Raw genomic sequence first — 25,792 nt, 5'->3', positions numbered from 1 at the left:
GTTTCATGGGAGGGACAGCGACGAAACGGACAAGAAACACCCGGTTGCGACGATGGCCGCCCACCCGGAACCAGGAGGCCCCGATGACCCGACCCGACGACGCACGCTGGCTCTCGATGGCGGTCGACCTCGCCGTGGAGAACGTCTCGGCGGGAGGCGGTCCGTTCGGCGCCCTGATCGTCCGGGGCGACGAGGTCGTCGCGACGGGCCAGAACCGCGTGACCCGCGACCTCGACCCGAGCGCCCACGCCGAGGTCGTCGCGATCCGCGCGGCGTGCCGCGAGGTCGGCGACTTCTCCCTGGCGGGGCTGACGCTCTACACGTCGTGCGAGCCGTGCCCGATGTGCCTGGCCACCTCGCTGTGGGCGCGCCTCGGACGCGTCGTCTACACCGCCGACCGCGACGACGCGGCCCGCGGCGGCTTCGACGACCGCGAGTTCTACGAGCTCTTCGCGCGCGACCGCTCGACGTGGCAGGTGCTCGTCGAGGGCATGCCCACGGAGGCGGCCGCGCGCCCGTTCGACACGTGGCTGGCGCACGCGGCCAAGGTCACGTACTGACCCGCGGAGGATTTACGGCTGCGTAACCGCGCGCGCGGGGCCGTGAAACGCAGGGCTCATAGCGTCACGGCCTGTAACGGGGGTTTCGTCGTCGCAGCCGCGGCTGCTCGCACTAGGAGTTCACACATGAAGAAGACGTTCCGTCCCGGCCGGACCGTGCGGTTCGCCGCCGTGCTGTCCGCCGCGGCACTCACCCTGGCCGCCTGCGGCTCGGAGGCCGACGAGCCCGCCTCCGGCGAGGAGAGCGACTTCGGTCCGCTGACGGTCCAGCTGTCGTGGATCAAGAACGCCGAGTTCGCCGGCGAGTTCATGGCCGACTCGAAGGGCTACTTCGCCGACGCCGGCTTCTCGAGCGTGAAGCTCAACGCCGGCCCCGGCGCCACGGAGAACCTCGTCGCCTCGGGCAAGGCGACCTTCGGCCTCACGAACGCCGTCACCGCCGCGCAGGTCATCGCGGAGGAGGACGCGCCGCTGAAGATCGTCGGCACGACGTACCAGAAGAACCCGTTCACGATCCTGTCGCGCAAGGACACGGGTGACATCGCGACGCCGGCCGATCTCGTGGGCAAGAAGATCGGCGTCCAGGCCGGTGGCAACGAGATCCTGTTCAAGGCCCTGCTCGCCGCGAACGACATCGACGAGAAGGACGTCACGATCGTGCCGGTCGAGTACGACCCCGCGCCGCTGGTCAACAAGGAGGTGGACGGCTTCGTGGCCTACCTGACCAACGAGGCAATCCTCGTCGCCTCGCAGGGCATCGAGACGACGAACCTGCCCTTCGCGGACAACGGCCTGCCGTTCGTCGCCGAGTCGATCATCGCGACCGACCAGACGATCCAGGAGCAGCCCGAGATGGTCAAGGCGTTCCTCGAGGCCGAGATCAAGGGCTGGAAGGACGCCTGCGCCGACATCGAGGAGGGCGCGCGCCTGGCCGTCGAGGAGTACGGCAAGGACCTCAAGCTCGAGATGGACAAGGAGATCGAGCAGAACACGGTCCAGTGCGAGAGCCTCATCAACACCGAGGAGACCGCCGCGAACGGCCTGTTCACGATCAGCGACGCGCTGCTCGACGAGAACCTGACCTCGCTCGGCCGCGCCGGGATCGACGTCGAGGCCGCCGACGTGTTCGACCTGTCGCTGCTGGACGAGCTGTACGAGGAGAAGCCCGACCTCAAGGGCTGATGAGCCGATGAGCACGCCTGAAGTGCTGGCCGGGTCCGGTGCCGTGGGAGTCGATGGCTCCCTCGGCACCGGGGTCCGCCTGCAGAACCTCACCAAGACCTTCACGATGGGTCGCCGCAGCGTCACGGCGCTCGACGACGCGACGCTGTTCACCGACCGGGGCAGCTTCCTGTCGCTGCTGGGCCCGTCGGGATGCGGCAAGTCCACGATCCTGCGCATCCTGGCCGGCCTCGAGAAGCCGTCGAGCGGCACGGCACTGGTCGACGGCAAGTCGCCGTTGGAGCTGCGCCGCAACCACGAGCTGGGCATCGCGTTCCAGGACTCGGCGCTGCTGCCGTGGCGCAGCGTCCTGTCGAACATCCGGCTGCCCTTCGAGGTGTCGGGTCGCGACCGCGACGACGCCCTCGTGGCCGAGCTGATCAAGCTCGTCGGCCTCGAGGGCTTCGAGAAGGCCAAGCCGGCCCAGCTCTCGGGCGGGATGCGCCAGCGCGTCTCGATCGCGCGGGCGCTCGCCGTGAAGCCGTCGGTGCTGCTGCTCGACGAGCCGTTCGGCGCGCTCGACGACATGACTCGCCAGCGGCTCAACGTCGAGCTGCTGCGGATCTGGACCGAGAAGCCCGCGACGACGCTCATGGTCACGCACGGCATCTCGGAGGCGATCTTCCTGTCGGACAAGGTCGCCGTGATGAGCGCGCGGCCCGGTCGCGTGCAGGAGGTCATCGACGTCGACCTGCCGCGCCCGCGCGTGCCCGAGATGATGCGCACGCGCGAGTTCCACGCCCTGCACGACCGGGCGTCCGAGCTGCTGTTCGGCGCCCACGGGTCCGGCGTCGATGACTGAGTCGCGCGGCAGGACGATCCTGCACGGCGCCCTCGGCCTCGGCGGCATCGTCGTGGTATGGGCGCTGGCCGCGACGACGGTGTTCGCCGACAAGGCGATCCCGACGCCGTGGGGCGTGCTGGCGGGGTTCGCCGACGACGGTGCGCGGTTCTACGTCAACAACTTCGCCGGCACCGTGAAGGAGGCCTCGCTCGGCTTCCTGTGGGGCAACCTGATCGCGCTCGCGCTCGCCGCGGTCGTGCTGCTCGTGCCGGTCTTCGAGAAGGTCATCACGCAGGTCGCGGTCATCAGCTACTGCGTGCCGATCGTCGCGATCGTGCCGATCCTGTACATCATCCTCGGCGGGGCCGAGGGCCCCGGCGACGCGTCCCCGACGGCGGTGGTGCTCGCGGCGATCTCGGTGTTCTTCACGACGGTCGTGGGCGCGGTGCTGGGCTTCCGCTCCGCCGACGCGACGAGCCTCGACGTCGTGAGCGTGTACGGCGGCGGTCGCTGGAAGCAGATGTCGAAGGTCCAGCTCATGTCCGCCTTGCCGTACATCGTCTCGGCGCTGCAGATCGCGGCGCCCGCGGCGTTCCTCGGGGCGATCCTGGGCGAGTACATCGGCGGCGTGGACCGGGGGGTCGGGCCGGCCCTCATCAACGCGCAGCAGAACCTCGACGTCGAGCGTGCCTGGGGGATCATGTTCGTCTGCGCGCTCGTGGCCGGTGCCGCCTACGCACTGCTGGGCCTGCTGGGCCGGGTCGTGACGCCCTGGTCCACCGGGAGGACCGCATGAGCGCCGTCGCCGGGGTGCGCGGGAGCGCGGGCGTCGTCGCCCGGGGCGTCGGCAGGGCGCTCGGCAACGCGCTGCTCGTCACCGTGATCGTCTACCTGCTGTGGGTCACCGTCGTCGGGCTCGTCGACAACCCGTTCGTCGCGAAGGGCCCCGGCGACGTCGCCGAGTTCCTGTTCACGGGCGACGATGCATCGCAGAACCGGGCGCAGGTGCTGGACCAGCTGGTGATCACGCTGCGCGACGCCGCGATCGGCTTCACGGCCGGCATGCTCGCCGCGATCGTCCTGGCCGGGGTGATCGTCCTGTCCCGGGGCGTCGAGGCCGCGGTCATGCCGGTCGCGATGATCCTGCGCGCCGTGCCCCTCATCGCGCTGGCGCCCGTCATCCGGATGATCTTCGGCCGCGGGCTCTCGGCCGTCGCCGTCATCAGCGGCATCGTCGTGCTCTTCCCGGCGGTCGTCGGCATCGTGTTCGGGCTGCGCTCGGCGAGCCCGCAGATGAGCGACGTCGTGCACGTCTACGGCGGCACCGAGCGCGACGCCCTGCTCAAGGTGGCGTTCCCGTCCGCCCTGCCGTCGCTGTTCGCCGCGATCCGGATCTCGGTGCCGGGTGCGATCACCGGCGCGCTGATCGCCGAGTGGCTCGCGACGGGCCAGGGGATCGGCTACGCGGTCGTGTCGGCCGCGGGCCAGTCCAAGAACAACGAGGTCTGGGCGCTCGTGATCGTCGTGACGGTCGTGTCGCTGCTGCTCTACACGCTGGCACAGGTTCTCGAGTCGTTCGTGCTCGCGCGGTACGGCAAGGACGCGGGCCGTGCGTGAACGGCCCGTCGGCATCGTGCTGGCCGCGGGCGAGGGCCGGCGGTACGGGATGCCGAAGGCGCTCGTCCGCGACCCCGACGGCGTCCCCTGGTGCCGGCGGGCCGTCGACGTCCTCGTCGAGGGAGGCTGCGGCGACGTCGTCGTCGTCCTCGGCGCGCTCGCCGAGACGGCGGTGCACCTCGTGCCCCCGCGGGCCGAGGTCGTGCTCGCGCGGGACTGGGCGCAGGGACCGGCGGCGTCGCTGAGGGCGGGCCTCGGCGCGGCGCGCGGCGACGTGGCGGTCGTGACCCTCGTGGACCTGCCCGGCCTCACGGCGGCGTCGGTCGCCCGGGTGGCACAGGGCGCGCACGACGGGACGGTCGTGCGGGCCACGTACGACGGGCGTCCGGGACACCCGGTCGTCATCGGCCGGCGGCACTGGCCCGTGGTGACGCGGTGCGAGCGCCCCGGCGAGGCGATGGCGGACCTCGGGGTGACCGAGGTCGACTGCACCGACCTCGGCGGCGGGGACGACGTCGACCGCTGATCACACGAGCTGCGCGAGCCGATCGAGGATCGCGACGCGCGCGTCCGCGTGGTCGACCAGCGCGTCGGTGAACGCCATCCCCATGGCCCCGGCGCCCACCACGAGGTAGTCCACGTCCAGCACGGTGGTCACCTGCTCACCGTGCGCCCCGAGGACGGCACGGCGTCAACGGCCTCAGGGCTTGCGGGTGATCCGGTAGTCGAGGGTGAGGAAGGGGTAGCCGAAGATCCGGAAGGCGTGCTCCGCGCGCAGGACCCCGTCCCGGAGGAAGACGTCGAGCCGCTCTTCGAACCCGGGCACGGCCAGCGTCGTGAGCTCGTCCGCCGCGGTGTCGACGTAGGAGAGGTAGTGCCCGGCCTGACCGTCGTCGACGCGGCTCGTCAGGGTGAGGCCGCCGTCGGGACGGTTCTGCGGCCGCAGGGTGGCGGTGAAGCTGCCCTCGGGCAGCGGGAACCCGACGCTCACGTAGCCGGCGCCGTCGACCTCGTAGGTCGTGTAGATGCCCAGTATGATCGGCTCGTCGTCGTCCGCGAACGACCGGATCCAGCCGCGGACCGAGACGGTCCCGTCGACACCCGAGATCGTGTCGATGCGGCTGCGGATGCCGCGCTGGGCCTCGCGCTGGTTCATCGGCATGCTCGCCTGGCCCAGCGGCCGGGCGACGGCGGTCCGGTATGCGAGGTAGCCGGGACGCACCCAGGCGCGCCAGCGCGGGACGATGTCGAGCGCGAACCTGGTCGTGTGCTCGTAGAACTCGCGCACGAGCGGATCGACCTCGCGCGGGTCGAGGTCGGGGCCGGCGAGCGCGTCGAGTGAGGCGACGATCCCCGTGTCCCGGCTGTCGGGCGTGTAGGTGCCGCCGAGCTCCTCGGCGAGGGCGTGGACGTAGTCGGTGCCGACGTAGCGCGACCGCGCGGGACGCGGCACGACGAACGGCAGATCCTCGGTCCGGGCGCGCTCGGCGAGCAGGCTCACCTGCGGGTCCCGGAAGACGGCGGCGGAGAGGACCCGCTGCGCGACGACGGCCGCCGCGGCGACGACCGAGCCCGGTGCGCCTGTGCGTCGCAGCAGGGTTCCGACCGCCAGCCCGACGAGTGGTCCCATCACGACCTTCTGCGGGCGGATGCCCAGCGCGCCGACGGTGGCGCCGGCGAGCGTGCCGATCGTGCGCGGTCCCGCGCCGGCCGCCTCGGCCGCGGAGCCGGCGGGAGCGACCAGCGCGGCGCTCACCGCGATCCGCTGCCACAGGGCCGGGATCTCGTTCGGGCGCTGGTGGGCGCGGGCCACGGCCTCCGAGGTCGCCAGTCCGGCCGCCCCGGCGAGCCCGGCCAGTGCCGCCACCCGGGGCCCACGCCGGGCCGCGAAGCAGGCGCCGCCCACGCCGCCGATCGCGGCGGCGAAGCCGAGGGAGGACGCGGTCGCCACACTCGCGAGCCTAGTCCTCCGGGCCGGTCAGCGGACCGTCCGCAACTGCGACGAGGTCGCCAGCGTGGTCCCGTCCGGATCCCAGATCGTGATGACCTCCGTGAGCCAACCGTCGTCGCTCGCCTCGGTCGTGGTCGCGTCGACGAGCACCCAGGAGAAGTCCCGCCTCGCGACCTCGGGCGTGAACCGCACGGTGGTCCGGACGGTCGGGATGGCGCGCAGGTCCGTCATGACGGCCGAGAGCGACGGGGCCAGCGCGTCGGCGAGGACGAGCAGCCGCTCCCACGGATCGGCGACCGGCTCGAGGAGCCTGATCCAGGCGCGCAGGTTCGGCTCGGGCGACGCCGAGAACGGCAGGGGAGCGGTCGCGGGCCGGACCTCGATGCGCGTGCTGATCGGGACGAACTCGGGCGGGACGACGAACGGCGGGGCGTGCTCGAGGGGATGGTCGACGTCGGGCAGCGGGACGCGCAGCGTGGGCAGCTGGGGCTCGCGCGGCGTGGTGAGGACGGCGGTGGCGACCGCGCACGTGGCGCCCGCGGACGTGACCGTCGCCGTCGCGAGGCTCGTGGCGCGGCCCTCGTGCGCGACCTGTGCGCGGACGTCCGGATGCTCGGTGACGGGCCGTACGAGGTGCGCCGTCAGCTCGACCGGGACGAGCCCGGCCGGCCCGGCGGCCCGCATTCCGCGCAGCGCGATGGCCGCCACGAGCCCGCCCTGCAGTCCGCCGAAGCCGTTGAACGGTCGCAGGTCGAGCCGCTCGCCCGCCAGCACGTCCGCGATGGCCGCGGTCATCGCGCCGACCTCGTGAACGTGGTCGCCGCGGCGAGCAGCGCGAACGCCGCCGTCGTCCACCACGCCGTCGCGAACGCCTCGGCGCCGGGCGGTCCCGCAGTCAGGACGGCGACCACGACGGCGACGCCGATCGCGATGCCGACCTGCCGCGCGGTCTGCAGGACGGCCGAGCCGGTCCCGTGCTGGGGCGGCGGCAGCTGGCTCGTGCCGAGGGCCATGGCGGGCGGAACGACGAGCCCGACGCTGATGCCGGTGAGCAGCATGCCGGGCAGGATGGAGGCCGCGTAGGCGGTCGACGGACCGGCGAGCAGGGCCCAGGACGCGACCCCGGCCGTGAACACCCCGCTGCCCAGCGCGATGACGGCGCGCGGCCCGATCACCGCGATGAGCCGTCCTCCGTAGACGGCGACGAAGGGCACCAGGAGCGGGCCCGGCGCGATGGCGAGGCCGGTGCGCAGCGCCGACAGGTCCCACACGTCCTGCAGCCACAGGACGACGGACAGCAGCATCGCGCCGAACGCGACGTGGAACGCGAGCAGCGTGACGCTCATGGCCGCGAAGTGCGGCGTGCGGAGCAGGGCGGGGGTGACGATCGGTGCGGCGGCCCGCGTCACGGCCGCCGCGTTGAGGACGAGGCCGAGCGCCACGACGGTACCGACCGCCAGCGTCCGCGACGAGGTCCAGCCCCACTCGGGTCCCTCGACGAGGAGCAGCACGAGGGCGGCGACGGTGACGACGAGCAGGGCGGCGCCGCCCAGGCCCGGGCGCGTCCCCGGATGCCCGGCCGTGACCGGGAGGACCCGCCATCCCACGAACGCGGCGGCGAGTCCCAGCGGCACGTTGACCAGGAAGACCCAGCGCCAGTCGGCCTGCACGAGGACACCTCCGGCGACGGGGCCCAGCGCCGCACCGATCCCGCCGAGTCCCGCCCAGAGGCGCACGGCGCCGGAGCGGGACTCGGCCGGGAACGCCGCGAGCACGAGCCCCAGCGAGGAGGGGATCATGAGCGCGGCGCCGGCCGCCTGCAGGACGCGGAAGCCGACGAGCGCGCCCAGGTCGGACGTCAGCGCGCACGCGGCCGAGGCGGCGGTGAACACCAGGAGCCCGGCGAGGAACCCGCGCTTGCTGCCGATCAGGTCGCTCACGCGTCCGGCGGGGACCAACAGCGCGGCAAACGTGATCGCGTACGCGTTGAGGATCCACGAGAGGTCGGACAGGTCGTCGACCCCGAGCGAGACGGCGATGTCGCCCAGGGCGACGTTGACGATGAACAGGTCGAAGCCGGAGAGCAGCACGCCCACCGCGACGACGGCCATCACGGCGGGCGGAGCGCTCGTGCGCGCTGTCAGTTGCGTCATGCAATGCACTGTAGGATCAGTGCATTGCATGACGCAACCGACTAGTCTGATGCCATGCGCCGCAGCAGCTTCGCCGACATGAACTGTTCGATCGCCCAGAGCCTGGAGGTGATCGGGGAATGGTGGACCCCGCTGATCCTGCGCGACGCGATGATGGGCGTCACCCGGTTCGAGCAGTTCCAGTCCCGCCTCGGGATCGCGCGCAACGTCCTCTCGGCGCGCCTGCAGACGCTCGTCGACCACGGGATCCTCGAGGAGGTCCAGTACTCCGACCGGCCGCCGCGATCCGAGTACGTGCTGACCCAGCAGGGGCGCGAGCTGTGGCCCGTCCTGACGATGCTGCGCCAGTGGGGCGACAGGTGGCTCGCCACGGACGGACCGCCCGTGGAGGCGGTGCACGCGTCCTGCGGGCACGAGACGCACGCCGAGCTCGTGTGCTCGCACTGCGGAGAGCGCCTGCGTGGCCGCGACCTGCAGCTGCGACACGGACGCGGCGCTCCCGACGGCGGGATCATCCCGGCGGCTCGAGTCGACAGGGCCGACGCGCAGGGTTAGACCTGAGGCATGGGACGAGGCACACGAGCCGGCGCGACGATCGCGGGGGCGGCAGCAGCGGCACTGGGCGGCGTCGCCGCGTACGACCTCACGCAGCGCAAGCACGCGATCCTGCGCAACTTCCCGATCATCGGGCACTTCCGGTACTGGGTCGAGACCGTCGGTCCCGAGCTGCGCCAGTACATCGTCACCAGCAACGACGAGGAGCGTCCGTTCTCACGCGACCAGCGCCGTTGGGTCTACGCGAGCGCGAAGGGCGAGAACAACTACTTCGGCTTCGGCACCGACAACGACGTCGAGCGCGTCGTCGGCTACCCGATCATCAAGCACCGCACGTTCGCGGGACCGGGGGCGACCACCGCGCCGCACGGCAGCGAGGGCACGCCGCTGCCGTCCGCCAAGGTCCTCGGCGGCCCACGCGGGCGCCGGCACGCGTTCCGGCCGGCGTCGGTGGTGAACATCTCCGGGATGAGCTTCGGCGCGCTGTCGGCGCCGGCGATCGAGGCGCTCAACGCGGGCGCCGCGATCGCGGGGTGCATGCAGAACACGGGGGAGGGGTCGATCGCCCCGCCGCACCGCAGCGGCGGCGATCTCGTCTTCCAGATCGGCACGGCGTACTTCGGCTGCCGTGACGAGCACGGCCGCTTCGATCTCGGCCGCCTCGTCGACCTCGTCCAATCGGCGCCCGTGCGCGCGATCGAGATCAAGCTGTCGCAGGGCGCCAAGCCGGGCCTGGGCGGCATGCTTCCCGGCGCGAAGGTGGATCGCACGATCGCCGAGATCCGCGGCATCCCCGAGGGCGCCGACTGCGCGTCGCCCAGCCGGCACTCCGCGTTCGACGACGTGGACTCGATGCTCGACTTCGTGGAGCTGGTCGCCGACGCCACCGGGCTGCCGGTCGGCATCAAGTCGGCCGTCGGCAACATGGACTTCTGGGACGAGCTCGTCGAGAAGATGGAGCCCCGCACGCGCGGCGTCGACTTCGTCAACATCGACGGCGGCGAGGGCGGCACGGGCGCGGCGCCCATGATCTTCGCCGACTCGGTCGCGTACCCGTTCCGGATCGCCTTCTCCGAGGTCTACAAGCGGTTCGCCGCCGCCGGGCTGACCGACGACCTCACGTTCATCGGCGCCGGCAAGCTCGGCCTGACCGAGAACGCGCTCGTGGCCTTCGCGCTGGGGGCGGACATGGTCAACGTCGGCCGCGAGGCGATGCTCTCGATCGGCTGCATCCAGGCGCAGAAGTGCCACACTGACCACTGCCCGGTCGGCGTGGCGACGCAGAACCCCCGGTACACGCGCGGCCTCGACCCGACGCTGAAGAAGACCCGGTTCGCGAACTACCTGTTCGCGCTGCGGCGCGACCTGCTGAAGGTCTCCGAGGCGGTCGGCGTGGTCCATCCGGGGATGATCAACGCCGACGACATCGACATCCTCGACGGCCAGCGCCTCCACGTGTCCCTGCGCGAGCTCTACGGCTACGAGCCGGGCTGGGGCGAGCTGGGCAAGGCGCTCCAGGACGATCTCGTCGACGTCATGGCCCACCTGGGCGAGGACCAGGAGGAGGACTCGCGGCACTAGCCGCGGCGGTCCTCGCCGATCCCCGCGTCGCGAGCGCGCGCCACCGCCTCGGCGCGCGTGCCGGCCTGCAGCTTCGCGAGCACGTCGCTCACCCGGTTGCGCACGGTCTTCTCGGACAGGAACAGGCGGCGCGCGATGCCGGCGTTGTCCAGACCCCGAGCCATGAGGTCGAGCACCTCGCGCTCGCGCGTCGTCAGCTGCGGGAACGGCAAGGCCGCGGGCGCACCGGCGGGGGAGCCGACCGAGAAGAACCGCACGACCTGCTCGGCGACCTTCGGGCCGAAGACGGCCTCACCGCGCATCACGCCCTCGACCACGCGGTGGACGTCCTCGGCTCCGGACTCCTTGAGCAGGTAGCCGCGGGCCCCGGCGCGCAGGGCGGCGAAGATCGAGTCCGGGTCCTCGTTCATCGTCAGCACCACGACCCGCGTCCGGGGGTGCCGCTCGGTCACCCGGGCGGTCGCGGTGAGCCCGCCCATGCCGGGCATGCGCAGGTCCATCAGCACGACGTCGGGGTCGAGCCGGCCGACGGCGTCGAGGGCGTCCTCGCCGGTCGCGGCCTCGCCGACGACCTCGATCCCGGGCAGTGCGCCCAGCACGGCCAGCATGCCGGCGCGGAACAGCTCGTGGTCGTCGACGACGAGGACGGTGGTCATCGGCTCTCCTCGGGGAGGGGGATCGTGAGGCGGACGGTGGTCCCGCCGCCGGGGGTGGACAGGTGCTCGAGCGTGCCCTCGACCTCCGCGGCGCGCTGGCGCATGGACGCCAGGCCGACGCCGGCGCGCGGATGGGCGGGCAGGCCACGTCCGTTGTCGGCGACCTGCACCACGACGGCGCCGGGCATCCGCCGCGCCTCGAGTCGCACGGTGGAGGCGGCGCTGTGCTTGACGGTGTTGGTGACGGCCTCGGCGGCGACCGCGTAGGCCGTGACCTCGGCCGCGGCGGGCAGGTCGGCGAGGTCGTGCACGTCGGCCTCGCCCGTCATGGGCGCCACGGTCTCGACGAGCTGGCGCAGCGCGACCTCGAGTCCCATCTGGTCGAGGATCGGCGGCCGGAGGCCGTGCGACACCGAGCGCACCTGCGCCACGGCCTGGCGCAGCCGGTCGCGGATGAGTGCCGCCTCGTCGTGGTGCGGACCGTCCGCGAGTCGGGTCGCGAGCACGTCGGCCTGCAGGGCGATCGCGGCCAGCGAGGGACCGACGCCGTCGTGCAGGTCGTTGCGCAGGCGGCGACGCTCCTCCTCGCGGGCACCGACGATCGAGGCGCGGCTGCGCTGCACGTCGGCGACGAGCCCCGAGGCGTAGGCGAGCATCGCGGCCTGGGCGGCGGACTCGTCGAGGACCTGGCGCTCCTGGTCGGTGAACCCCTCGCGCTCGCGCCGCGGCCCGACCTCGAGGAGCCCGACGGTGCGGCCCATCGCGACGGCGTCGAGCGCGACGACGTGGTCGGGTCGCGGTCCGCTCGCCACGCGCGCGCCGCCCGGCGCGCTGAACGCCACGTAGGGCAGGCGCATTGTCGAGCGGACCGCGGCGACCAGCTCCCGCAGCGCCTGCTGAGGCTCGGCCGAGTCCGCCATCGCCGCGGCGATGCGGCGTCCCAGCAGCCGCGAGCTCTGGCGCTCGGGGAAGAGCCACCGATCGACGGCGTGCTGGACGGCCGCGCGCACCAGGACCGCGGCGACGGCGAGCGCCGCGATGAGGAAGACGCCGCGGCGCGTGCCCGCGACCTCGGGGTCGAGCCGCAGCAGCAGCCACGTGCCGCCCGCGGTCACGACGGCCAGCACGGCCACGAGCACGACCGAGCGACCCAGCACGACGTCCACGTCGAAGAGGCGGTGGCGCACGACCGCGACGGCGATCGCGAACGGCACCGCGAGCAGTCCGACCGCGAAGACCGCGGGGTGCATGTCCGGGATGGCCGAGAGCAGCAGGGAGACGAGCACGACGACGCCGCCGAGCGCGAGCCACTGCAGCTGGATCCGCTCGACGCCCACGGAGCGCCGCATGCGCAGCAGCACGGCCACGATCGCCGCCGGGATGCCGACGAGGTTGGCGTAGAGGGCGGCGGGTAGCACCACGTAGTTCAGGACCTCGAGCGCCGGGATGTCGATCGGGTTCGTGACGAGGGGGTCGACGTCGCTGCGGCCGGGGACCACCATGCGGCACACGGCGACGGTCGCGGCGGCCGCGAGCAGCGAGAGCGCGAACGGGCGCCACCGGCGCGACGGCAGCCGGCCGTCCGGGAACAGCATCGGCACGAGCGGCAGCACCACGAGGTACAGCGCGAAGCCCCACATCGACGTCCAGTCGCTGAGGGCGGACAGCGGCAGGTCACCGACGTACGCGTTCCAGATGCTGTACTCGCCGAGCAGCTGGTAGAGCGAGATCCACGCGGTCGCCACGAGCAGCCAGCCGCAGCGGTTCGCGGGCTGCGCCCGCACGACGACGAGTCCCGCGAGCGGCCACGTGGCCCCCAGGGCGACGTTCGACCACGCGAAGACGGGGACCTCGGGGGACCGGGCCTGGGCCGCGGCGTGCAGCGCGACGGCGGCGATCGAGCAGGCCAGCGACGCGACGACCAGCATCGCGGCCAGGCGCCGCAGCTGCGGATCGGTCAGGCGGGACACGCAAGCATCGTGGCACGGGGGAGCGGCGCCGGGACGCGGTTCGGCCGAGGATCCCGGGCGAATCGGGGTGCTCGTCCCTGTCGCCCGGGACAGGTCCCCTCCTACGTTCACGGCACGTCAAGTCGTGAAGAAACGGAAGGAACCCCCCATGAGCACCTCGACCACCACCCACGCTCGCGCCGAGGCGCAGCCCGCGCCCACCGTCGGACGGGGCCGCTGGCCCCTGCTCGGCGTGGCGGCCGGCGTCGGCGCGATCGTCGCCACGCTCGCCCTCGACATCCACCCGACCGGCTGGGACATCGACACCCCGTACAGCCAGGCCGTCGTGGACGAGGTCAGCTCGGGCAAGGCGCACGCGAGCGTCATCGTCGGCTACCTCACCGTCGGCCTGCTGCTGTTCCTGGCCGCCGCGTGGCGCCGCCACGTCGAGCCCCGCGCGCTCGCCAGCACGGCGGCCCGCGTGGTGCCGCTGGCGCTGACGGCCGCGGCCGGTGCGCTCTCGCTCGGCTACGGCTGGCGCGGCGCCTTCGGCCTCTACACCGGCAGCGAGGAGGGCGCGTTCGACACGGAGGGCCTCTACATCCTGTTCGTGCTGAACGACTTCGGCGCCTACATCGGCTACCTCGGCGTGACGGTCGCGGCCGTGGCCGTCGTGTGGATGTCGCTGCGTGAGCGCCTGATCTCGCGCTGGATCGGCATCTTCAGCATCCTGCCGATCCTGCCCGTCGTGATCACGGTCGCCGCCTTCGGCCTGCCCGGCTTCCCGGGCGTCGCGAGCGGCCTGTGGCTGATCGTCGCCTTCGCCGGACTCGCCTTCGGCCGTAGCCCGATCAACCGCTGAGCACGTCCTCCGGCCGGACCGGCGCCCCGTCGCGGGGCGGCGGTCCGGCCTCTTGGCAGGCCCGCGCGACGGCGGGACACTCGAGCATGAGGATCCGTCGCGCCATCCCCGTCCTGACGACCGATGACCCGGCCGCGGCGCGATCGTTCTACGAATCGTATCTGGGCTTCCGCGTGTCCATGGACGAGGACGGGATGCTGATGTTCGCCTCGCCCACCACCCCGACGACCCAGGTCATCGTGACCTACCCGAGCCCGACCGCCGTCGATCCCGACGTGGCCGCGGTCGACGTGTCCATCGAGGTCGACGACGTCGACGCGGCCCACCGCGAGGCCCTCGCCGCGGGCATGGCGATCGTCCGCGACCTGCGCGACGAGCCCTGGGGCGTCCGCCGCTTCTTCGTCCGGGACCCCACCGGCCGCACGCTCAACGTGCTGTCGCACATCGAGCCGTGATCCCTCCACCATGTGACTGATGGTGTTCTTGGGACGCAGTGCCGCATTCGTGCCTACAGTCGGCCGGTGACGATCGAGACACCGCCCGAGAAGCGCATGCGGCTGCGATACGCGGGGCAGTGCCGGCTCTGTGGGACCGAGCTGCCTGCCAGGGCGGAGGCCATCTGGGAGCGTGTGACCAAGACCGTGCGATGCGTCGAGTGCCGGGAGTCCACTGCCGCGGCGGAGGTCGACGCCGGTGTGCCCGGCGCGTCGGCCCGCCGCGAGTACGAACGTCGCCGGGCCATGGACGAACAGCGAGTGCGGGATCGGCACCCGCGAACGGCCCGCCTGAGGTTGGCTCTGGGCGGCGAGCGCCGGTCGACGAAGTCCTGGGACACCGGAGCGATCGGGGAGGAGCAGTTCGGCGCTCGGCTCCAGGAGATGGCCAACGAGCGATTGCGCGTCCTGCACGACCGTCGCGTGCCCGGCAAGCGCTCGAACATCGATCACATCGCGATCTCGCCCTCGGGCGTGTGGATCCTCGACCCGAAGCGCTACCGCGACCAGCAGCCCGTGCTGCGCGTCGAAGGCGGGTTCCGCCGGCCCCGCGTCGAGAAGCTCATGGTGGGCGGACGCAACCAGACGAGGCTGGTCGACGGCATGCTGGGGCAACTGGAGCTCGTCCGGGAGATCGTCGGCCCGGAGATCCCCGTCCGCGGCGTCCTGTGCTTCATCGAGGCGCGCTGGCCGCTCTTCGGCGGCGACTTCTCGATCGACGGCGTGGGTGTCATGTGGCCGCGGAGGCTCTACCCCCAGCTCTCGCAGGAGGGCCCGCTGGGCGTCGACGACATCGACCGCCTCTACCGAGCGCTCGGCACCGCGTTGCCACCCGCATGATCGCCGCGCTGCTGACGGCGTTGAGCCTGGCGGTCTTCGTCGGCGTCCTCATCCTGCCGTGGATCGCCGCCTTGGTGCATGCCTCCCGGACGAGCGACGCCGCCTGGGCGCGGACCGGGCGCTCGAGGACCGCATGGGTGCTCGTGCTGGCGATCGCCGGTGCGATGGGCGGCGGCATCATCGCGTCGCTGGTCTACTACCTGACTGCTCACCGCGCACTGGAGCGCGCTCGGCGGGCGATCGCCGTGTACCCGTTCGCGTGAGTCAGACCAGCCGGAAGCGCAGGCACACGATCGGGGTGTCGTCCTCGACGGGGTTGCCCTCCTGCTCCCAGTAGCGGAGGTGCCCGGCGCGCCACTCCTCGAGGTCGGCGTCGCCCTCGCCCTCGGCGGCGGCGAACTCCCACGGGATGTCGATGAAGCGCAGCGTCTCGACCCCGGTGATCTCGATGGTGCCGACCGGCTGGCGCTCGCTGTCGAGGAGCACTAGGCGCTCGCCGACGTGCTCGAGCTCCTCGCCCTCGCGCTCGTACTCCAGCAGCAGCCCGGCCGTGGCGCGCTTCCGCCCCGCCAGGACGAGGCCGTTCAGGCGGTCACGCAGCTCCCCGGGGAAACCGAGCTCGATGCTGCGCAGCCCGTCGACGCGGGGCCACATCACGCGACCTCCGGGCTCAGCGCCGCGACGCGCAGTCGATGCAGGTGCGCGCGACGGGCCGGGCCTCGAGCCGGGCGGGGGCGATGGGTCGGCCGCAGTTCTCGCATGTCCCATATGCTCCCGCGTCGAGGCGCCTCTGTGCGGCATCGATCTCGGCGAGGTGTCGCCGGGCCTGCTGCAGGATCGAGTCGACCTGCGACCGCTCGAACGCGATCGTCGCGCCGTCGGGGTCGTGCTCGTCGTCCGCGTTCGAGTCCTTCGACGCCTCGACGACGGCGTCGAAGTCCTGGGTCAACGTGGCGATCTGCCGCAGCGTGCGCTGCCGCTCGGCCTCGAGGAGGCCGCGAGGGTCGGTGTCCGTCATCGAGTCTCCTTCCGCCGAGACGCCCCCACCATGATGGCTCCCGCGGCCCAGCCTCGTGGGTTTCGCCACGCAGGCCGCGCGAGGACACTCGAAGGATGGACAAGGTCGACCTGGAGCCCGCCGGCCGGGCGCTCCTGGCGGTCGTGGACCGCATCGACGACGCGGACCTGGGCCGCGAGACGCCGTGTCCCGGCGTCAGCTTGGGTCAGCTCCTGCAGCACGTCGTGGGACTGACCGAGGCGTTCCGCGCGGCCGCCGACAAGGAGCTCGGGCCCCTGACCGACACCGCGCCCGACCCCACCGAGTCGCCCACGGTGCAGGACGGCTGGCGCGAGGCGCTCCACCTCCACGTGCCGCGGCTCGTGCGCTCGTGGCGCCGGGACGAGGCGTGGCAGGGGATGACCCGCGCCGGCGACGTCGACCTGCCCGGCGATGTCGCGGGACGCGTGGCCTTGGACGAGATCGTGGTCCACGGCTGGGACGTCGCCCGGGCGAGCGGACAGGACTACGAGGTGGACGACGCGACGGCCCAGGCGTGCCTCGAGTTCGCGCAGGGCTACGACGAGAGCGGGACGCCCGGCCTCTTCGGTCCGGCCGTCCCGATCGGGCCCGACGCGCCGGTGCTGGACCGCCTCGTCGCGCGCACGGGCCGCGACCCGCGGTGGACGCCCGGATGAGCTCAGCCGCGCAGGACCTTCTCCATCGCCTTGCCCTTCGCCAGCTCGTCGACGAGCTTGTCGAGGTACCGGATCCGCTGCATGAGCGGGTCCTCGACCTCCTCGACCCGGACGTGGCACACGACGCCGGTGATGAGCGCGGCGTTCGGGTTGAGGTCCGCCTGGGCGAAGAACTCCTCGAACGTCGAGCCGTCGTCGAGGTGGCGCTGCAGGGTGGCCTCGTCGTAGCCGGTGAGCCACTCGATCACCTGGTCGAGCTCGGCCTTGGTCCGGCCCTTGCGCTCGACCTTCGCGACGTAGTGCGGGTAGACCGACGCGACGGTCGTGGTGAAGATCCGGTGCATCCGCCGAGTGTAGGCCGCGATCAGTCGCGCGCGGCAGCCTCCGCGGCCTCGACGTAGGCGTCCGCGAACGCGCCGATGTGCTGCAGGAACACGGCGCGTTCGCTCTCGGGAACGACCTGGAGGGCCTGGTCGAGCATCGCCAGCTGCGCGGTCAGCTCGCGCGAGAACATGTCCAGTGCCGCTTGGCTGGCGCTGAAGTGCCACGCGGACTGGCCGGGCTCGCGCGAGCGCTCGAGCAGCCCGGCCTTGAGCGCGGCGTTCGCCTGGCGGTTGACGGTGGACTGCTCGAGGCCGAGCTCCTCGGCGATCGTGCGCAGGGTGCGCGGCCGGCCGTCGGAGAACATCCACAGCAGGCGTCCGTCGGCGTGTCCGAACTCGCCGGTCTCGGCGGCGCGCCGGGCGCGCTCGAAGCGGGCGAGCGCCCTCAGCGCGGCCCACGCCGGAGCTCCGCGGGCGGCCTGCGTGATCGAGGTCATGGAGGTCTCCGTTTGTCGGGGGACGAGACTCGTGTGTAGTCTACACAAGCCGATTGTGTAAGTTACACACCGCTTCTCCGACAGGACGACCAGCCCATGCACTCTCCCTCCGTCGTCGACGAGCCCGTCGAGACCACGTTCCCCACGGCGCTCGTGGTCATGGTGCTCGCCTTCGGCAGCTTCTCGGGGGCGCTCATGCAGTCCCTCGTGATCCCGATCCAGAGCGAGCTGCCCAAGCTGCTCGGCACCGAGCCCGCCAACGCCTCGTGGGCCGTGACCGCCACGCTCCTCGCCGCGGCCGTCACGATGCCCGTGACCGGACGCCTCGCCGACATGTACGGCAAGAAGAAGGTCATGGTCGTCTCCGCGGCCGTCCTCGTCGTCGGCTCGCTGCTCGCGGCGTTGTCGAGCTCGCTCGCGCCGTTCCTCGTCGGTCGCGCGCTGCAGGGCATGGCGATGGGCTACATCCCCGTGGCGATCAGCATGGTCCGCGAGGTCACGCCCGTCGAGAGGCGCGCGACCGCCGTCGCCGCCGTGAGCGCCACCATGGGAGTCGGTGGCGCGCTCGGCCTGCCGCTCGCGGCGTGGGTCGCGCAGGACTACTCGTGGCACGCACTGTTCTGGTTCTCGTCCGTCCTCGCGGCGATCGTCACGGTCGCCACGGTCGTGGTCATCCCGAGCGTGCACGACGAGCACCCCGCCCGGATCGACGTCGTCGGCGTCCTCGGACTCGCGGTCGGCCTGGTCTCGGCACTCGTCGGCGTCAGCAAGGGCAGTGAGTGGGGCTGGACCGACGGCCGGACGATCGGCTCGATCGTGGGCGGCGTCGTCGTCCTGCTGCTGTGGGCCTGGTTCGAGCTGCGCCACCACGACCCGCTCGTCGACCTGCGCACGAGCGCCCACCCGCCCGTGCTCTTCACGAACCTCGCCGCGGTGCTGATCGGCTTCGGCATGATGGCGCAGTCGATCGTCCTGCCGCAGCTGCTGCAGATGCCCGAGGAGACCGGTTTCGGGCTGGGCCAGACGATCCTGCAGGCCGGCCTGTGGATGGCGCCCGGCGGCCTCATGATGATGCTGTTCGCCCCGGTGTCGAGCAAGCTCATCACGACGGTCGGCGCCCGGGTCACCCTGTCGGTCGGCGCCACCGTCCTGGCGGTCGGCTACCTCGTGACGCTGTTCCTGATGAACGCGCCGTGGGAGCTCATGCTCGGCTCGCTCGTCGCCTGCGCGGGCGTCGGCATCGGCTACGCGGCCATGCCCACCCTGATCCTGGACAACGTCCCGGAGTCGGAGTCCGGCTCCGGCGTGGGCCTGAACGCCCTCATGCGCTCGGTCGGCACCACGATCGCCGGCGCCGTCATGGCCGCCGTGCTGACCAGCAAGACGGTGGACTTCGCGGGCTACGCGATCCCGGACAAGGGCGCGTTCCAGCTCTGTTTCGTCATCGGGGCCGGAGCGGCGTTCGCCGGCGCCCTGGTCGCGCTGCTCGTGCCGCGGCAGGGCGCGAGGGCCTGAGCCGCCCCGCGCCGCGCGCTCAGGGGCCGGTGGCGCCCCGGGCGCGCTGCTCGGCCCACGCGCGGTCGCGCAGGTCGATCGCGTCGGCGCAGGCCTGCAGGAAGCGCGCCGTCGCCGCGCCCGGCGTGGTGTCGCCGAGGTAGTACTCGACGAGGTCGCGCCGGGCCTGCGCGGTGGGGTCCGAGCCGAGGTGCTCGGCCACGAGGGCCGCGACGTCGGCACCCTCCTCGACGACGGGAAGCGCGTCCATGAGCCGCGACGGCGGCACGGGCACGCGGGGACGGCACACGAGCACCGGCTTGCCGCTCGGCAGCCAGTTGAGCGTCACCGCCGAGACGTCGGTGATGAGCAGGTCCGCGTCCGCGAACGACTGCTCGAGCGGCACGTCGGTGTCCACGCGGTCGGCCCGCGAGCGGACCATCGCGTCGGCCTCGCCGTAGGCGGGGTCGATCACGCCGTTGAGCGGGTGCGGCCGGTAGACGACGCGGTACGTGCCCGAGAGCGCGTCGACGATCGCGGCGCCGTGCGTCAGCAGCGAGCCGTACGAGACCGAGGGCTGCGAGGCCTCCCACGTGGGCGCGTACAGGACCGTGGGGCGCGTCGGGTCGGGACGCGGCGCCGGCAGGGGAGCGTCCAGCTGCGGCTGGCCGATCAGCACCGACCGCGCCGGAGCGTCGTAGAGCATGACGGCGGCGCTCGTGCGGTCGAGCGCCGCCTGGCCCGCGAGGAAGCACAGGTCGTACGCCTTGACCTGGTTCGAGACCGAGACGCCCTTGTCGCTGTCGCCGTGCCCGAGGTAGACGTGCACGAGCGACGTGAACCGCAGGCACTCGAAGTTGATGGGGTCGTGGTTGACGTACAGCGCGAGCTTCACGTCGCTCACGGCGAGGATCTCGTCGAGCTGCCCGTACCGGGCGAGCGTGACGCAGTCGAGGCCGGACTCGGCGCGCACGATCCGCGCGGTCCGCGAGTCCTTGAACACCGCCACCACGCCGTGCTGCGCGTCGAGCGCCTGGAGCGCCGGCAGCCACGGGCGCACCTGGTAGAGCGCGTCCGCGCCGTTCGGGAAGTAGAACAGCACGGACTGCGTGAACGGACGGCCGAGGCGGTCCTCGTCGGTGCGCTTGTCCGGCATGCCGACCGGGAGGAAGCGCGACCGGCGGATGCGGCCGATCGCCCACTGGCGCAGGCGGGCGACGGGCCCGACCCGCGATTCAGCCACGGACCAGTCCCGGGCGCAGCACGTTGTCGACCATGGAGAGCGCCGACGCGATCGCCATGTGCATGTCGAGGTACTGGTAGGTGCCCAGCCGCCCGCCGAAGTGCACGTCCGGCTCGCCCTCGGTCAGCCGGCGGTAGGCCAGCAGGGCCTCGCGGTCGGCGGCCGTGTTGACGGGGTAGTACGGCTCGTCGTCCGTGCCGACGTTCGCGAACCGGCTGAACTCACGCATGATGACGGTCGCGTCGCCGGGGTAGTCGCGCTCGGGGTGGAAGTGCCGGAACTCGTGGATCCGCGTGTACGCGATCTCGGGGTCGGCGTAGTTCATGACCGGCGTGCCCTGGAAGTCGCCGATCGGCAGGACCTCGGACTCGAAGTCGAGCGTGCGCCAGCCGAGGGGCCCGTGCGCGTGGTCGAAGTAGCGGTCGAGCGGACCCGTGTAGACGACGGGGAGCCGCCCCACGGTGTCGGCCTTGTTGTACGGCTGCGACCCGTCGAAGAAGTCGGTGTCGAGGCCGATCGTGATGTTCGGGTGGTCCGCCATCCGCTCGAGCCACGCCGTGTAGCCGTCGGTGGGCAGGCCCTCGTACGTGTCGTTGAAGTAGCGGTTGTCGTACGTGTACCGGACCGGCAGCCGGGTGATGATGTCCGCGGACAGCTCGGTCGGGTCGGTCTGCCACTGCTTGGCGGTGTAGCCCTTGATGAACGCCTCGTACAGCGGGCGCCCGATGAGGCTGATCGCCTTCTCCTCGAGGTTCGTGGCCGCCGCCGAGCCGCCCGACAGGCCGATCCCCGCCTGCTCGGCCACCCACGCGCGCGCCTCGTCGGGCGTCATCGCCGAGCGGGTGAACTGGTTGATCGTGCCGAGGTTGATCGGCAGCGGGTACACCTCGCCGCGGTACGTCGAGTACACGTGGTGGCGGTAGCCGGTGAACGTGGTGAACCGGTTGACGTAGTCCCACACGCGCTCGTTCGAGGTGTGGAACAGGTGCGCGCCGTAGCGGTGCACCTCGATGCCGGTGGTGGGCTCGGCCTCGCTGTAGGCGTTGCCGCCCAGGTGCGAGCGCCGGTCGATGACGTGGACCTTGAGGCCCGGGTCGTTCGCCAACTGCTCTGCGACAGTGAGGCCGAAGAAGCCGGACCCGACGACGAGGACGTCAGTCATCGGCGCCTCCCGTCAGCGCGGGCATCGGCGTCCACGTGCGGTCCGCCCAGATCCTGCGGCCGTCGCGGAAGCCGCGGACGAGGGAGGTGAAGCCCCGGAACGAGCGCTCGACCACGACGAGCCGCACGATCTCCTTGGCGAACGTCAGGAACGTGCCGATCGCGAAGCCGACGCGGTTGAGCCGGCCGTGCACGTCGAAGTAGCGGCCGACGTAGGCCCGGTTGCGCATGACGTGGTACTTCGCCAGCGGGCTGGAGTCGTTGAGGTGGCGGATGCCGAGGCTGACCTGCTTCTGCTCGCGCTTCTTCTGCAGCACGAACTCGTCGACGTAGACGACCTCGGTCTCGAGCGAGGCCAGCCAGGCGTAGATCGCGTCGTCCCACGAGATGAAGAACCGCGGGTCCGGCAGGCCGATGCGGCGCACGACGTCCGCGTGGACGAGCATCCCCTCGAACGTGCCCGAGTTGGTGATCGCGTAGCCGTCGGTGTTGAAGGTCTTGATCGAGTACGGCAGCGGCACGCCGAGGAACTGGTTGAACTTGGCCTGCCAGTAGAACGGGGTGCCGTCGACGTCGTAGCGGCGGCCGTGGATGACCTTGAACCGCGCCATCCAGGGGGCGAACCGCTCGAGCGCGTCGGGCAGGATCTCGACGTCGTCGTCCATGAGCCAGACCCACTCGGCGCCCAGCTCGAGGGCGACCTTGGTGCCCTCGCTGAAGCCGCCGGCGCCGCCGGTGTTGGTCGCCATGCGGTGGTTGACCAGGACGCCCGGCGGGAACTTCGCCTCCCAGGCCTTCACGACGTCCTGCGTGTCGTCGGTGCTCGCGTTGTCCACGACCACGATGTGGTCGGGCAGGGTCGCCATGGCCGACGCGCTCTGCAGCAGCTCGTCGAGGAGGGCGGAGCGGTTGAAGGTGACGATGGCGATCGCCAGGGGGCCGGTCGTCGTCGAATTCACCCCGTCAGGCTATCGGCCCCCGTGACATCAGCGTGAATGCCACCTACCGTGATTCGGGTGAGCCTGCTGCGCGGGGGTCGAGCACTCACAGTCGCCGGCGTGCTGGCGTCGGCGGTCGGCGCGGGCCTGGTCCTGGCGCCCCCGGCGTGGGCCGTCGGGCCGGTCAACCCCGTCGTCATCGACGCGGGCGATCCGGCCAACTCGGGCTTCCTCGTGTTCGTCGAGGGCGACGTGCGCTTCGACGCGGACGAGTCCGAGGGGACGGTCGCCGCGGGCGGGAACGCGACGTTCGCCCGCAACTACAACGTGATCCGGCCGGGGAGCTCGCAGACGCCCGAGGGCGTCGCGCTCTACGTCGGTGGCGCGCTGAACTTCCCCGCGGCCGGCTCCGGCGCGATCCTGCGCGTCATCGGGGGACAGGCGCGAGTCCTGGACGACTCGAGCTACGACGCCTTCGTCGGTGGGCCCGGCGCGGTCGCGGTGCCGCCGGGGCAGGCGGCCGACTACATCCCCCGCCTCGAGGTCCAGGTGGCCCAGACGGTCGACCAGTTCACGCAGGCGCTCCCCGGGCTCGACTTCGACTCGGCGTTCGCCCAGTACCGGGCCCTGTCCACCGAGATCGGCCAGTGCGCCGAGAACGTGACGCTGACGTCCGCGAACGGCGTGGCGCTCGACCGGCCCGTGAGCACGGCGACCCAGGCCTACGTCTCCCTCACCAGCGGCGTCACCAACGTGCTGGACCTGACGGCCGCCGAGCTCGACGCGCTGACGAGCATCACCTTCAACGATCCGCGACCCTCCGCCGGAACGCCCTTGGTGATCAACGTCAGCGGCGACTTCGACGGGAGCACGCCGAACCTGGCAGGCGTCTCGGGGGCGAACGCGCCGTACATCCTGTGGAACTTCCACGACGCCACGCGGATCGTGGTGGACCAGTCGGACACGCTCGAGGGCACGATCTACGCCCCGCGTGCCGAGCTGGACTGGTACGCGAACGGCAACATCGAGGGCAACGTGATCGCCCGCAGCTTCGACCACCTCACGTTCGCGAGCGACCGGACCGCCCCGCGCGAGGTCCACGACTTCCCGTTCCAGGCGCTCATCGACTGTGAGCCGACGACGGAGCCGACGACGGAGCCGACGACGGAGCCGACCACCGAGCCGACGACGGAGCCGACGACGGAGCCGACCACCGAGCCGACGACGGAGCCGACCACCGAGCCGACCACCGAGCCGACGACGGAGCCGACCACCGAGCCCACGAGTGCGCAGACCGTGGCGGGCGGCGGGTTCGACGACAACGGCTTCTACGGCGACAGCGGCTACTACGGCAGCGGCCTGCCGGACGCCGGAGGTCCGGGCGGGGCCGTCCTGGCGGCCGGCGCGGTGACCACCGTCGTCGGGATGCTGCTGATGCTGCTCAGCGGTAGACGGACCGCTCGCGCTCGGAGCGCTCGACGAACGCCGTGACGGCGTCGCGGAACGCCTCGAGCGAGCGCTGCTCGGGCGGGCCGAGCAGGTACGTCGCCAGCTTCGAGCGGTACTCGGCTAGCTGGTCGGGTGAGCGGCCGGTGACGACGTCGAGGAACTCGCCGACGCCGCTCGCCTCGGTACCGAGCAGGGTGGCGGCGGCACTCGACGGGTAGGCCTCGCGGAAGGCCCGGGCGGGCAGTCCCTCGTGGTTGAAGACGGCGTAGGGCTTCTCGCCGGCGAGCCAGTCCGACAGCACGCTGGAGATGTCGCTGACGAGAGCCGTGGACTGGTTCATCCACGCGGTCAGCGAGCCGCCCTTGACGACGCGGTGGTCGATGCCGGTGCGGGCCTTGGCGGCGTCCAGCCGCGCGGCGACGGCGGCGTGGACGGCGCGGTACTTGGCGTCGCGCTGGCCCGTGAACGGGTGCGGCTTGTAGACGACGCGCACGCCGCCGTCGGCCAGCAGCGCCTCGATGAGCGGCAGGCCGATCGCGCGCAGCGACGAGTACTCCTGGTGCTGGTTCACGCCCTCCCACGTGGGGGCGTAGAGGACGGTCGGCAGCTCGACGTCCCCGACGCGCGGGGTCGGGTCGATCGCGTGCACCTGGGGCCGCCCGACGAAGCGGTACGTCGACTCGGGGATGTTCAGGCCCGAGCGGCGGTAGCGGTCCGCGCCGGCCTCGCCCGCGACCCACAGCTCGTCGTAGACGCGCGAGAACGGGTTGTTCGAGGCGCTCTTGTCGCTGTCGCCGTGGCCGATGAACGCGCTCATCATGGTCGGCAGTCGCAGCAGGTGGATGTTGTTGCCCGTGTTGCTCGGGTAGAGCGCCACCTTGGCCATCGAGAAGTCGAGCATGAGCAGCTCGCTGGCCGCCGGCAGGGACAAGACGGGCAGCGACGAGGACGCCATCCGCTCGAACAGCGGGTGGTCGCGCAGCACCACGAAGACGCGCTGGTCGAGGTGCTCGAGGGCCTCGATCCACGTGTTGATCTGGTAGGCCGCGGTGTCCGGGCCGGAGAGGTGCACCACGACCTCGGGCCGGTACTCGTCGAGGAACGACTGCACCGCCGACAGCTGCGGCGTGAAGCCCGTGGCGCGCTTGGCGCTGCGCATCCGCCAGCTGGTCAGCAGGTCCGGCACGGTGAAGGCGGCCAGCAGCGCGAGCCCGGCCACGCCCACGAGCGCGACGACCCACCAGGGGGCACCGAACAGCGCCGGCGCGAGCGCGGCGGCCTGGACGAGCACCGACAGCAGGGGCCGGCTGGGCGGCTCCTCCACGATGAGGGTGTCGCCGGGGATGTTGCGCGTGCGCATCGGCTTGAGCGCGCCCACCCGGCGGTACTCGGCGTGCAGAGCGCGCACGCACAGGCCCGCGATGACGAACAGCGCCACGACGATGAACGCGTACAGCGCCTGCCGGTCATCGAACCGCGAGGCGGCCGTGACGCCGACGATGACGCGCACGGCGAACCGCAGCGGGGGACCGGCCGAGGCCTGCCGCATCGCCACGGAGGACAGGGGGCTGCGGCGGTCGAGGACGACCTCGCCGGCAGCCGAGACGAGCACCGCGATCGCGGCGGCCAGGTCCTGCCCGAGGGCGACCAGCACGACCGCCAGGACGAGCACTCCGTGCACCAGCACGAGGCCGGGGAGCTCGGGGCTGCGGGCGGCTCGCCCCGCCATCGTGCGCAGGGAGCTCGCCGAGAAAGCCATGACGGGCAAT

At 72.1% G+C, this 25,792-nt stretch carries 29 protein-coding genes; 15 read left to right on the top strand and 14 right to left on the bottom strand.

What is annotated here, in order from left to right:
* The first annotated feature begins 83 nt into the window (after positions 1-83).
* The 6 genes from AB3M81_RS14215 to AB3M81_RS14190 all read left to right on the top strand — a co-directional run bounded on the left by AB3M81_RS14215 (position 84) and on the right by AB3M81_RS14190 (position 4,708).
* Positions 84-560, top strand: a complete 477-nt coding sequence (locus AB3M81_RS14215; protein WP_412904568.1) for a nucleoside deaminase — start codon at positions 84-86, stop codon at positions 558-560.
* A gap of 126 nt (positions 561-686) precedes the next feature.
* Positions 687-1,742 (top strand): ABC transporter substrate-binding protein, encoded by a 1,056-nt coding sequence (locus AB3M81_RS14210; protein WP_412904567.1) that lies wholly within the window; start codon positions 687-689, stop codon positions 1,740-1,742.
* Positions 1,743-1,749: 7 nt separating this feature from the next.
* Entirely contained in the window at positions 1,750-2,583 is an 834-nt protein-coding gene (locus tag AB3M81_RS14205) for an ABC transporter ATP-binding protein (protein ID WP_412904566.1), read from the top strand.
* Positions 2,576-3,361: an ABC transporter permease gene (locus tag AB3M81_RS14200; protein WP_412904565.1), complete on the top strand. Its 786-nt coding sequence runs from the start codon at positions 2,576-2,578 to the stop codon at positions 3,359-3,361. Before AB3M81_RS14205 ends, AB3M81_RS14200 begins: the two co-directional genes overlap by 8 nt.
* Positions 3,358-4,182 (top strand): ABC transporter permease, encoded by an 825-nt coding sequence (locus AB3M81_RS14195; RefSeq protein ID WP_412904564.1) that lies wholly within the window; start codon positions 3,358-3,360, stop codon positions 4,180-4,182. Before AB3M81_RS14200 ends, AB3M81_RS14195 begins: the two co-directional genes overlap by 4 nt.
* Positions 4,175-4,708, top strand: a complete 534-nt coding sequence (locus tag AB3M81_RS14190; RefSeq protein ID WP_412904563.1) for a nucleotidyltransferase family protein — start codon at positions 4,175-4,177, stop codon at positions 4,706-4,708. The genes AB3M81_RS14195 and AB3M81_RS14190 overlap by 8 nt, the downstream gene beginning before the upstream one ends.
* Here the strand turns inward: AB3M81_RS14190 and AB3M81_RS14185 are convergent, their stop codons facing one another.
* Genes AB3M81_RS14185 through AB3M81_RS14170 form a run of 4 tightly spaced genes read right to left on the bottom strand, consistent with a single transcriptional unit; the run spans position 4,709 to position 8,286 of the window.
* Positions 4,709-4,840 carry a hypothetical protein gene (locus AB3M81_RS14185; protein ID WP_412904562.1) on the bottom strand — a complete coding sequence of 44 codons (132 nt, stop codon included), beginning with the start codon at positions 4,838-4,840 and terminating at the stop codon, positions 4,709-4,711.
* Between the two features lie 42 nt (positions 4,841-4,882).
* Positions 4,883-6,133, bottom strand: a complete 1,251-nt coding sequence (locus AB3M81_RS14180) for a hypothetical protein (protein WP_412904561.1) — start codon at positions 6,131-6,133, stop codon at positions 4,883-4,885.
* A 27-nt stretch (positions 6,134-6,160) separates the two neighbouring features.
* Positions 6,161-6,928, bottom strand: a complete 768-nt coding sequence (locus AB3M81_RS14175; protein WP_412904560.1) for an acyl-CoA thioesterase — start codon at positions 6,926-6,928, stop codon at positions 6,161-6,163.
* The gene (locus AB3M81_RS14170; RefSeq protein WP_412904559.1) at positions 6,925-8,286 is read right to left on the bottom strand and encodes an MFS transporter; all 1,362 of its coding nucleotides are present in this window, start codon (positions 8,284-8,286) and stop codon (positions 6,925-6,927) included. The genes AB3M81_RS14175 and AB3M81_RS14170 overlap by 4 nt, the downstream gene beginning before the upstream one ends.
* A 54-nt stretch (positions 8,287-8,340) precedes the next feature.
* Between AB3M81_RS14170 and AB3M81_RS14165 the strand changes: the two genes are divergently transcribed.
* Both AB3M81_RS14165 and AB3M81_RS14160 read left to right on the top strand, forming a co-directional pair.
* Positions 8,341-8,841 (top strand): winged helix-turn-helix transcriptional regulator, encoded by a 501-nt coding sequence (locus AB3M81_RS14165; RefSeq protein WP_412904558.1) that lies wholly within the window; start codon positions 8,341-8,343, stop codon positions 8,839-8,841.
* A 9-nt stretch (positions 8,842-8,850) separates the two neighbouring features.
* On the top strand, positions 8,851-10,422 hold the full coding sequence (locus AB3M81_RS14160) for a glutamate synthase-related protein (protein ID WP_412904557.1): 1,572 nt from the start codon (positions 8,851-8,853) through the stop codon (positions 10,420-10,422).
* On the opposite strand, the gene AB3M81_RS14155 is transcribed toward AB3M81_RS14160, so the two are convergent.
* Both AB3M81_RS14155 and AB3M81_RS14150 read right to left on the bottom strand, forming a co-directional pair.
* The gene (locus tag AB3M81_RS14155) at positions 10,419-11,078 is read right to left on the bottom strand and encodes a response regulator transcription factor (RefSeq protein WP_412904556.1); all 660 of its coding nucleotides are present in this window, start codon (positions 11,076-11,078) and stop codon (positions 10,419-10,421) included. The two genes, AB3M81_RS14160 and AB3M81_RS14155, sit on opposite strands and share 4 nt — an antisense overlap.
* Entirely contained in the window at positions 11,075-13,048 is a 1,974-nt protein-coding gene (locus AB3M81_RS14150) for a sensor histidine kinase (protein WP_412904555.1), read from the bottom strand. The genes AB3M81_RS14155 and AB3M81_RS14150 overlap by 4 nt, the downstream gene beginning before the upstream one ends.
* Positions 13,049-13,196: 148 nt before the next feature.
* Between AB3M81_RS14150 and AB3M81_RS14145 the strand changes: the two genes are divergently transcribed.
* From AB3M81_RS14145 to AB3M81_RS14130, 4 genes are all read left to right on the top strand, one after another.
* The gene (locus AB3M81_RS14145) at positions 13,197-13,889 is read left to right on the top strand and encodes a hypothetical protein (RefSeq protein WP_412904554.1); all 693 of its coding nucleotides are present in this window, start codon (positions 13,197-13,199) and stop codon (positions 13,887-13,889) included.
* 86 nt (positions 13,890-13,975) lie between these two features.
* The gene (locus AB3M81_RS14140) at positions 13,976-14,344 is read left to right on the top strand and encodes a VOC family protein (protein WP_412904553.1); all 369 of its coding nucleotides are present in this window, start codon (positions 13,976-13,978) and stop codon (positions 14,342-14,344) included.
* 66 nt (positions 14,345-14,410) lie between these two features.
* Positions 14,411-15,223: a nuclease-related domain-containing protein gene (locus tag AB3M81_RS14135; protein ID WP_412904552.1), complete on the top strand. Its 813-nt coding sequence runs from the start codon at positions 14,411-14,413 to the stop codon at positions 15,221-15,223.
* Complete coding sequence (locus AB3M81_RS14130) at positions 15,220-15,486, top strand: hypothetical protein (RefSeq protein ID WP_412904551.1); 267 nt, start codon at positions 15,220-15,222, stop codon at positions 15,484-15,486. Before AB3M81_RS14135 ends, AB3M81_RS14130 begins: the two co-directional genes overlap by 4 nt.
* Position 15,487: 1 nt before the next feature.
* On the opposite strand, the gene AB3M81_RS14125 is transcribed toward AB3M81_RS14130, so the two are convergent.
* Both AB3M81_RS14125 and AB3M81_RS14120 read right to left on the bottom strand, forming a co-directional pair.
* The gene (locus AB3M81_RS14125; RefSeq protein WP_412904612.1) at positions 15,488-15,877 is read right to left on the bottom strand and encodes an ASCH domain-containing protein; all 390 of its coding nucleotides are present in this window, start codon (positions 15,875-15,877) and stop codon (positions 15,488-15,490) included.
* A gap of 16 nt (positions 15,878-15,893) precedes the next feature.
* Positions 15,894-16,241 (bottom strand): TraR/DksA family transcriptional regulator, encoded by a 348-nt coding sequence (locus AB3M81_RS14120; protein ID WP_412904550.1) that lies wholly within the window; start codon positions 16,239-16,241, stop codon positions 15,894-15,896.
* A gap of 95 nt (positions 16,242-16,336) precedes the next feature.
* On the opposite strand from AB3M81_RS14120, the gene AB3M81_RS14115 reads away from it, so the two are divergent.
* The gene (locus AB3M81_RS14115; protein ID WP_412904549.1) at positions 16,337-16,918 is read left to right on the top strand and encodes a TIGR03086 family metal-binding protein; all 582 of its coding nucleotides are present in this window, start codon (positions 16,337-16,339) and stop codon (positions 16,916-16,918) included.
* Between the two features lie 2 nt (positions 16,919-16,920).
* Here the strand turns inward: AB3M81_RS14115 and AB3M81_RS14110 are convergent, their stop codons facing one another.
* On the bottom strand, positions 16,921-17,262 hold the full coding sequence (locus AB3M81_RS14110; protein WP_412904548.1) for a DUF2200 domain-containing protein: 342 nt from the start codon (positions 17,260-17,262) through the stop codon (positions 16,921-16,923).
* 20 nt (positions 17,263-17,282) lie between these two features.
* Positions 17,283-17,738: a MarR family transcriptional regulator gene (locus tag AB3M81_RS14105; RefSeq protein ID WP_412904547.1), complete on the bottom strand. Its 456-nt coding sequence runs from the start codon at positions 17,736-17,738 to the stop codon at positions 17,283-17,285.
* A 96-nt stretch (positions 17,739-17,834) separates the two neighbouring features.
* Here AB3M81_RS14105 and AB3M81_RS14100 point away from each other — a divergent pair, with 96 nt between their 5' ends.
* Positions 17,835-19,253, top strand: coding sequence for an MFS transporter (locus AB3M81_RS14100; protein WP_412904546.1), 1,419 nt, complete (start codon positions 17,835-17,837; stop codon positions 19,251-19,253).
* A gap of 19 nt (positions 19,254-19,272) precedes the next feature.
* Here AB3M81_RS14100 and AB3M81_RS14095 read toward each other — a convergent pair whose 3' ends face one another.
* Genes AB3M81_RS14095 through AB3M81_RS14085 form a run of 3 tightly spaced genes read right to left on the bottom strand, consistent with a single transcriptional unit; the run spans position 19,273 to position 22,595 of the window.
* Positions 19,273-20,475: a CDP-glycerol glycerophosphotransferase family protein gene (locus AB3M81_RS14095; protein WP_412904545.1), complete on the bottom strand. Its 1,203-nt coding sequence runs from the start codon at positions 20,473-20,475 to the stop codon at positions 19,273-19,275.
* Positions 20,468-21,637: a UDP-galactopyranose mutase gene (glf, locus tag AB3M81_RS14090; RefSeq protein ID WP_412904544.1), complete on the bottom strand. Its 1,170-nt coding sequence runs from the start codon at positions 21,635-21,637 to the stop codon at positions 20,468-20,470. Before glf ends, AB3M81_RS14095 begins: the two co-directional genes overlap by 8 nt.
* Positions 21,630-22,595 carry a glycosyltransferase gene (locus AB3M81_RS14085; RefSeq protein WP_412904543.1) on the bottom strand — a complete coding sequence of 322 codons (966 nt, stop codon included), beginning with the start codon at positions 22,593-22,595 and terminating at the stop codon, positions 21,630-21,632. Before AB3M81_RS14085 ends, glf begins: the two co-directional genes overlap by 8 nt.
* Positions 22,596-22,652: 57 nt before the next feature.
* Here AB3M81_RS14085 and AB3M81_RS14080 point away from each other — a divergent pair, with 57 nt between their 5' ends.
* Positions 22,653-24,065, top strand: coding sequence for a collagen-binding domain-containing protein (locus tag AB3M81_RS14080; RefSeq protein WP_489671979.1), 1,413 nt, complete (start codon positions 22,653-22,655; stop codon positions 24,063-24,065).
* Here the strand turns inward: AB3M81_RS14080 and AB3M81_RS14075 are convergent.
* Positions 24,016-25,782 carry a CDP-glycerol glycerophosphotransferase family protein gene (locus AB3M81_RS14075; protein ID WP_412904542.1) on the bottom strand — a complete coding sequence of 589 codons (1,767 nt, stop codon included), beginning with the start codon at positions 25,780-25,782 and terminating at the stop codon, positions 24,016-24,018. The genes AB3M81_RS14080 and AB3M81_RS14075 overlap by 50 nt on opposite strands.
* Positions 25,783-25,792: the final 10 nt, after the last annotated feature.

This window comes from Aeromicrobium jepli, from assembly GCF_047246605.1.
Taxonomy (GTDB): domain Bacteria; phylum Actinomycetota; class Actinomycetes; order Propionibacteriales; family Nocardioidaceae; genus Aeromicrobium.
This window is presented reverse-complemented; position numbering and strand designations above follow the sequence as displayed.

Excerpts from the sequence above, each read along its gene's own strand:
- AB3M81_RS14215 (WP_412904568.1), top strand. The coding sequence starts at position 84 with ATGACCCGACCCGACGACGCACGCTGGCTCTCGATGGCGGTCGACCTC.
- AB3M81_RS14210 (WP_412904567.1), top strand. The coding sequence starts at position 687 with ATGAAGAAGACGTTCCGTCCCGGCCGGACCGTGCGGTTCGCCGCCGTG.
- AB3M81_RS14205 (WP_412904566.1), top strand. The coding sequence starts at position 1,750 with ATGAGCACGCCTGAAGTGCTGGCCGGGTCCGGTGCCGTGGGAGTCGAT.
- AB3M81_RS14200 (WP_412904565.1), top strand. The coding sequence starts at position 2,576 with ATGACTGAGTCGCGCGGCAGGACGATCCTGCACGGCGCCCTCGGCCTC.
- AB3M81_RS14195 (WP_412904564.1), top strand. The coding sequence starts at position 3,358 with ATGAGCGCCGTCGCCGGGGTGCGCGGGAGCGCGGGCGTCGTCGCCCGG.
- AB3M81_RS14175 (WP_412904560.1), bottom strand. The coding sequence starts at position 6,928 with ATGACCGCGGCCATCGCGGACGTGCTGGCGGGCGAGCGGCTCGACCTG.
- AB3M81_RS14170 (WP_412904559.1), bottom strand. The coding sequence starts at position 8,286 with ATGACGCAACTGACAGCGCGCACGAGCGCTCCGCCCGCCGTGATGGCC.
- AB3M81_RS14165 (WP_412904558.1), top strand. The coding sequence starts at position 8,341 with ATGCGCCGCAGCAGCTTCGCCGACATGAACTGTTCGATCGCCCAGAGC.
- AB3M81_RS14160 (WP_412904557.1), top strand. The coding sequence starts at position 8,851 with ATGGGACGAGGCACACGAGCCGGCGCGACGATCGCGGGGGCGGCAGCA.
- AB3M81_RS14155 (WP_412904556.1), bottom strand. The coding sequence starts at position 11,078 with ATGACCACCGTCCTCGTCGTCGACGACCACGAGCTGTTCCGCGCCGGC.
- AB3M81_RS14145 (WP_412904554.1), top strand. The coding sequence starts at position 13,197 with ATGAGCACCTCGACCACCACCCACGCTCGCGCCGAGGCGCAGCCCGCG.
- AB3M81_RS14140 (WP_412904553.1), top strand. The coding sequence starts at position 13,976 with ATGAGGATCCGTCGCGCCATCCCCGTCCTGACGACCGATGACCCGGCC.
- AB3M81_RS14130 (WP_412904551.1), top strand. The coding sequence starts at position 15,220 with ATGATCGCCGCGCTGCTGACGGCGTTGAGCCTGGCGGTCTTCGTCGGC.
- AB3M81_RS14125 (WP_412904612.1), bottom strand. The coding sequence starts at position 15,877 with ATGTGGCCCCGCGTCGACGGGCTGCGCAGCATCGAGCTCGGTTTCCCC.
- AB3M81_RS14120 (WP_412904550.1), bottom strand. The coding sequence starts at position 16,241 with ATGACGGACACCGACCCTCGCGGCCTCCTCGAGGCCGAGCGGCAGCGC.
- AB3M81_RS14115 (WP_412904549.1), top strand. The coding sequence starts at position 16,337 with ATGGACAAGGTCGACCTGGAGCCCGCCGGCCGGGCGCTCCTGGCGGTC.
- AB3M81_RS14110 (WP_412904548.1), bottom strand. The coding sequence starts at position 17,262 with ATGCACCGGATCTTCACCACGACCGTCGCGTCGGTCTACCCGCACTAC.
- AB3M81_RS14105 (WP_412904547.1), bottom strand. The coding sequence starts at position 17,738 with ATGACCTCGATCACGCAGGCCGCCCGCGGAGCTCCGGCGTGGGCCGCG.
- AB3M81_RS14100 (WP_412904546.1), top strand. The coding sequence starts at position 17,835 with ATGCACTCTCCCTCCGTCGTCGACGAGCCCGTCGAGACCACGTTCCCC.
- glf (WP_412904544.1), bottom strand. The coding sequence starts at position 21,637 with ATGACTGACGTCCTCGTCGTCGGGTCCGGCTTCTTCGGCCTCACTGTC.
- AB3M81_RS14075 (WP_412904542.1), bottom strand. The coding sequence starts at position 25,782 with ATGGCTTTCTCGGCGAGCTCCCTGCGCACGATGGCGGGGCGAGCCGCC.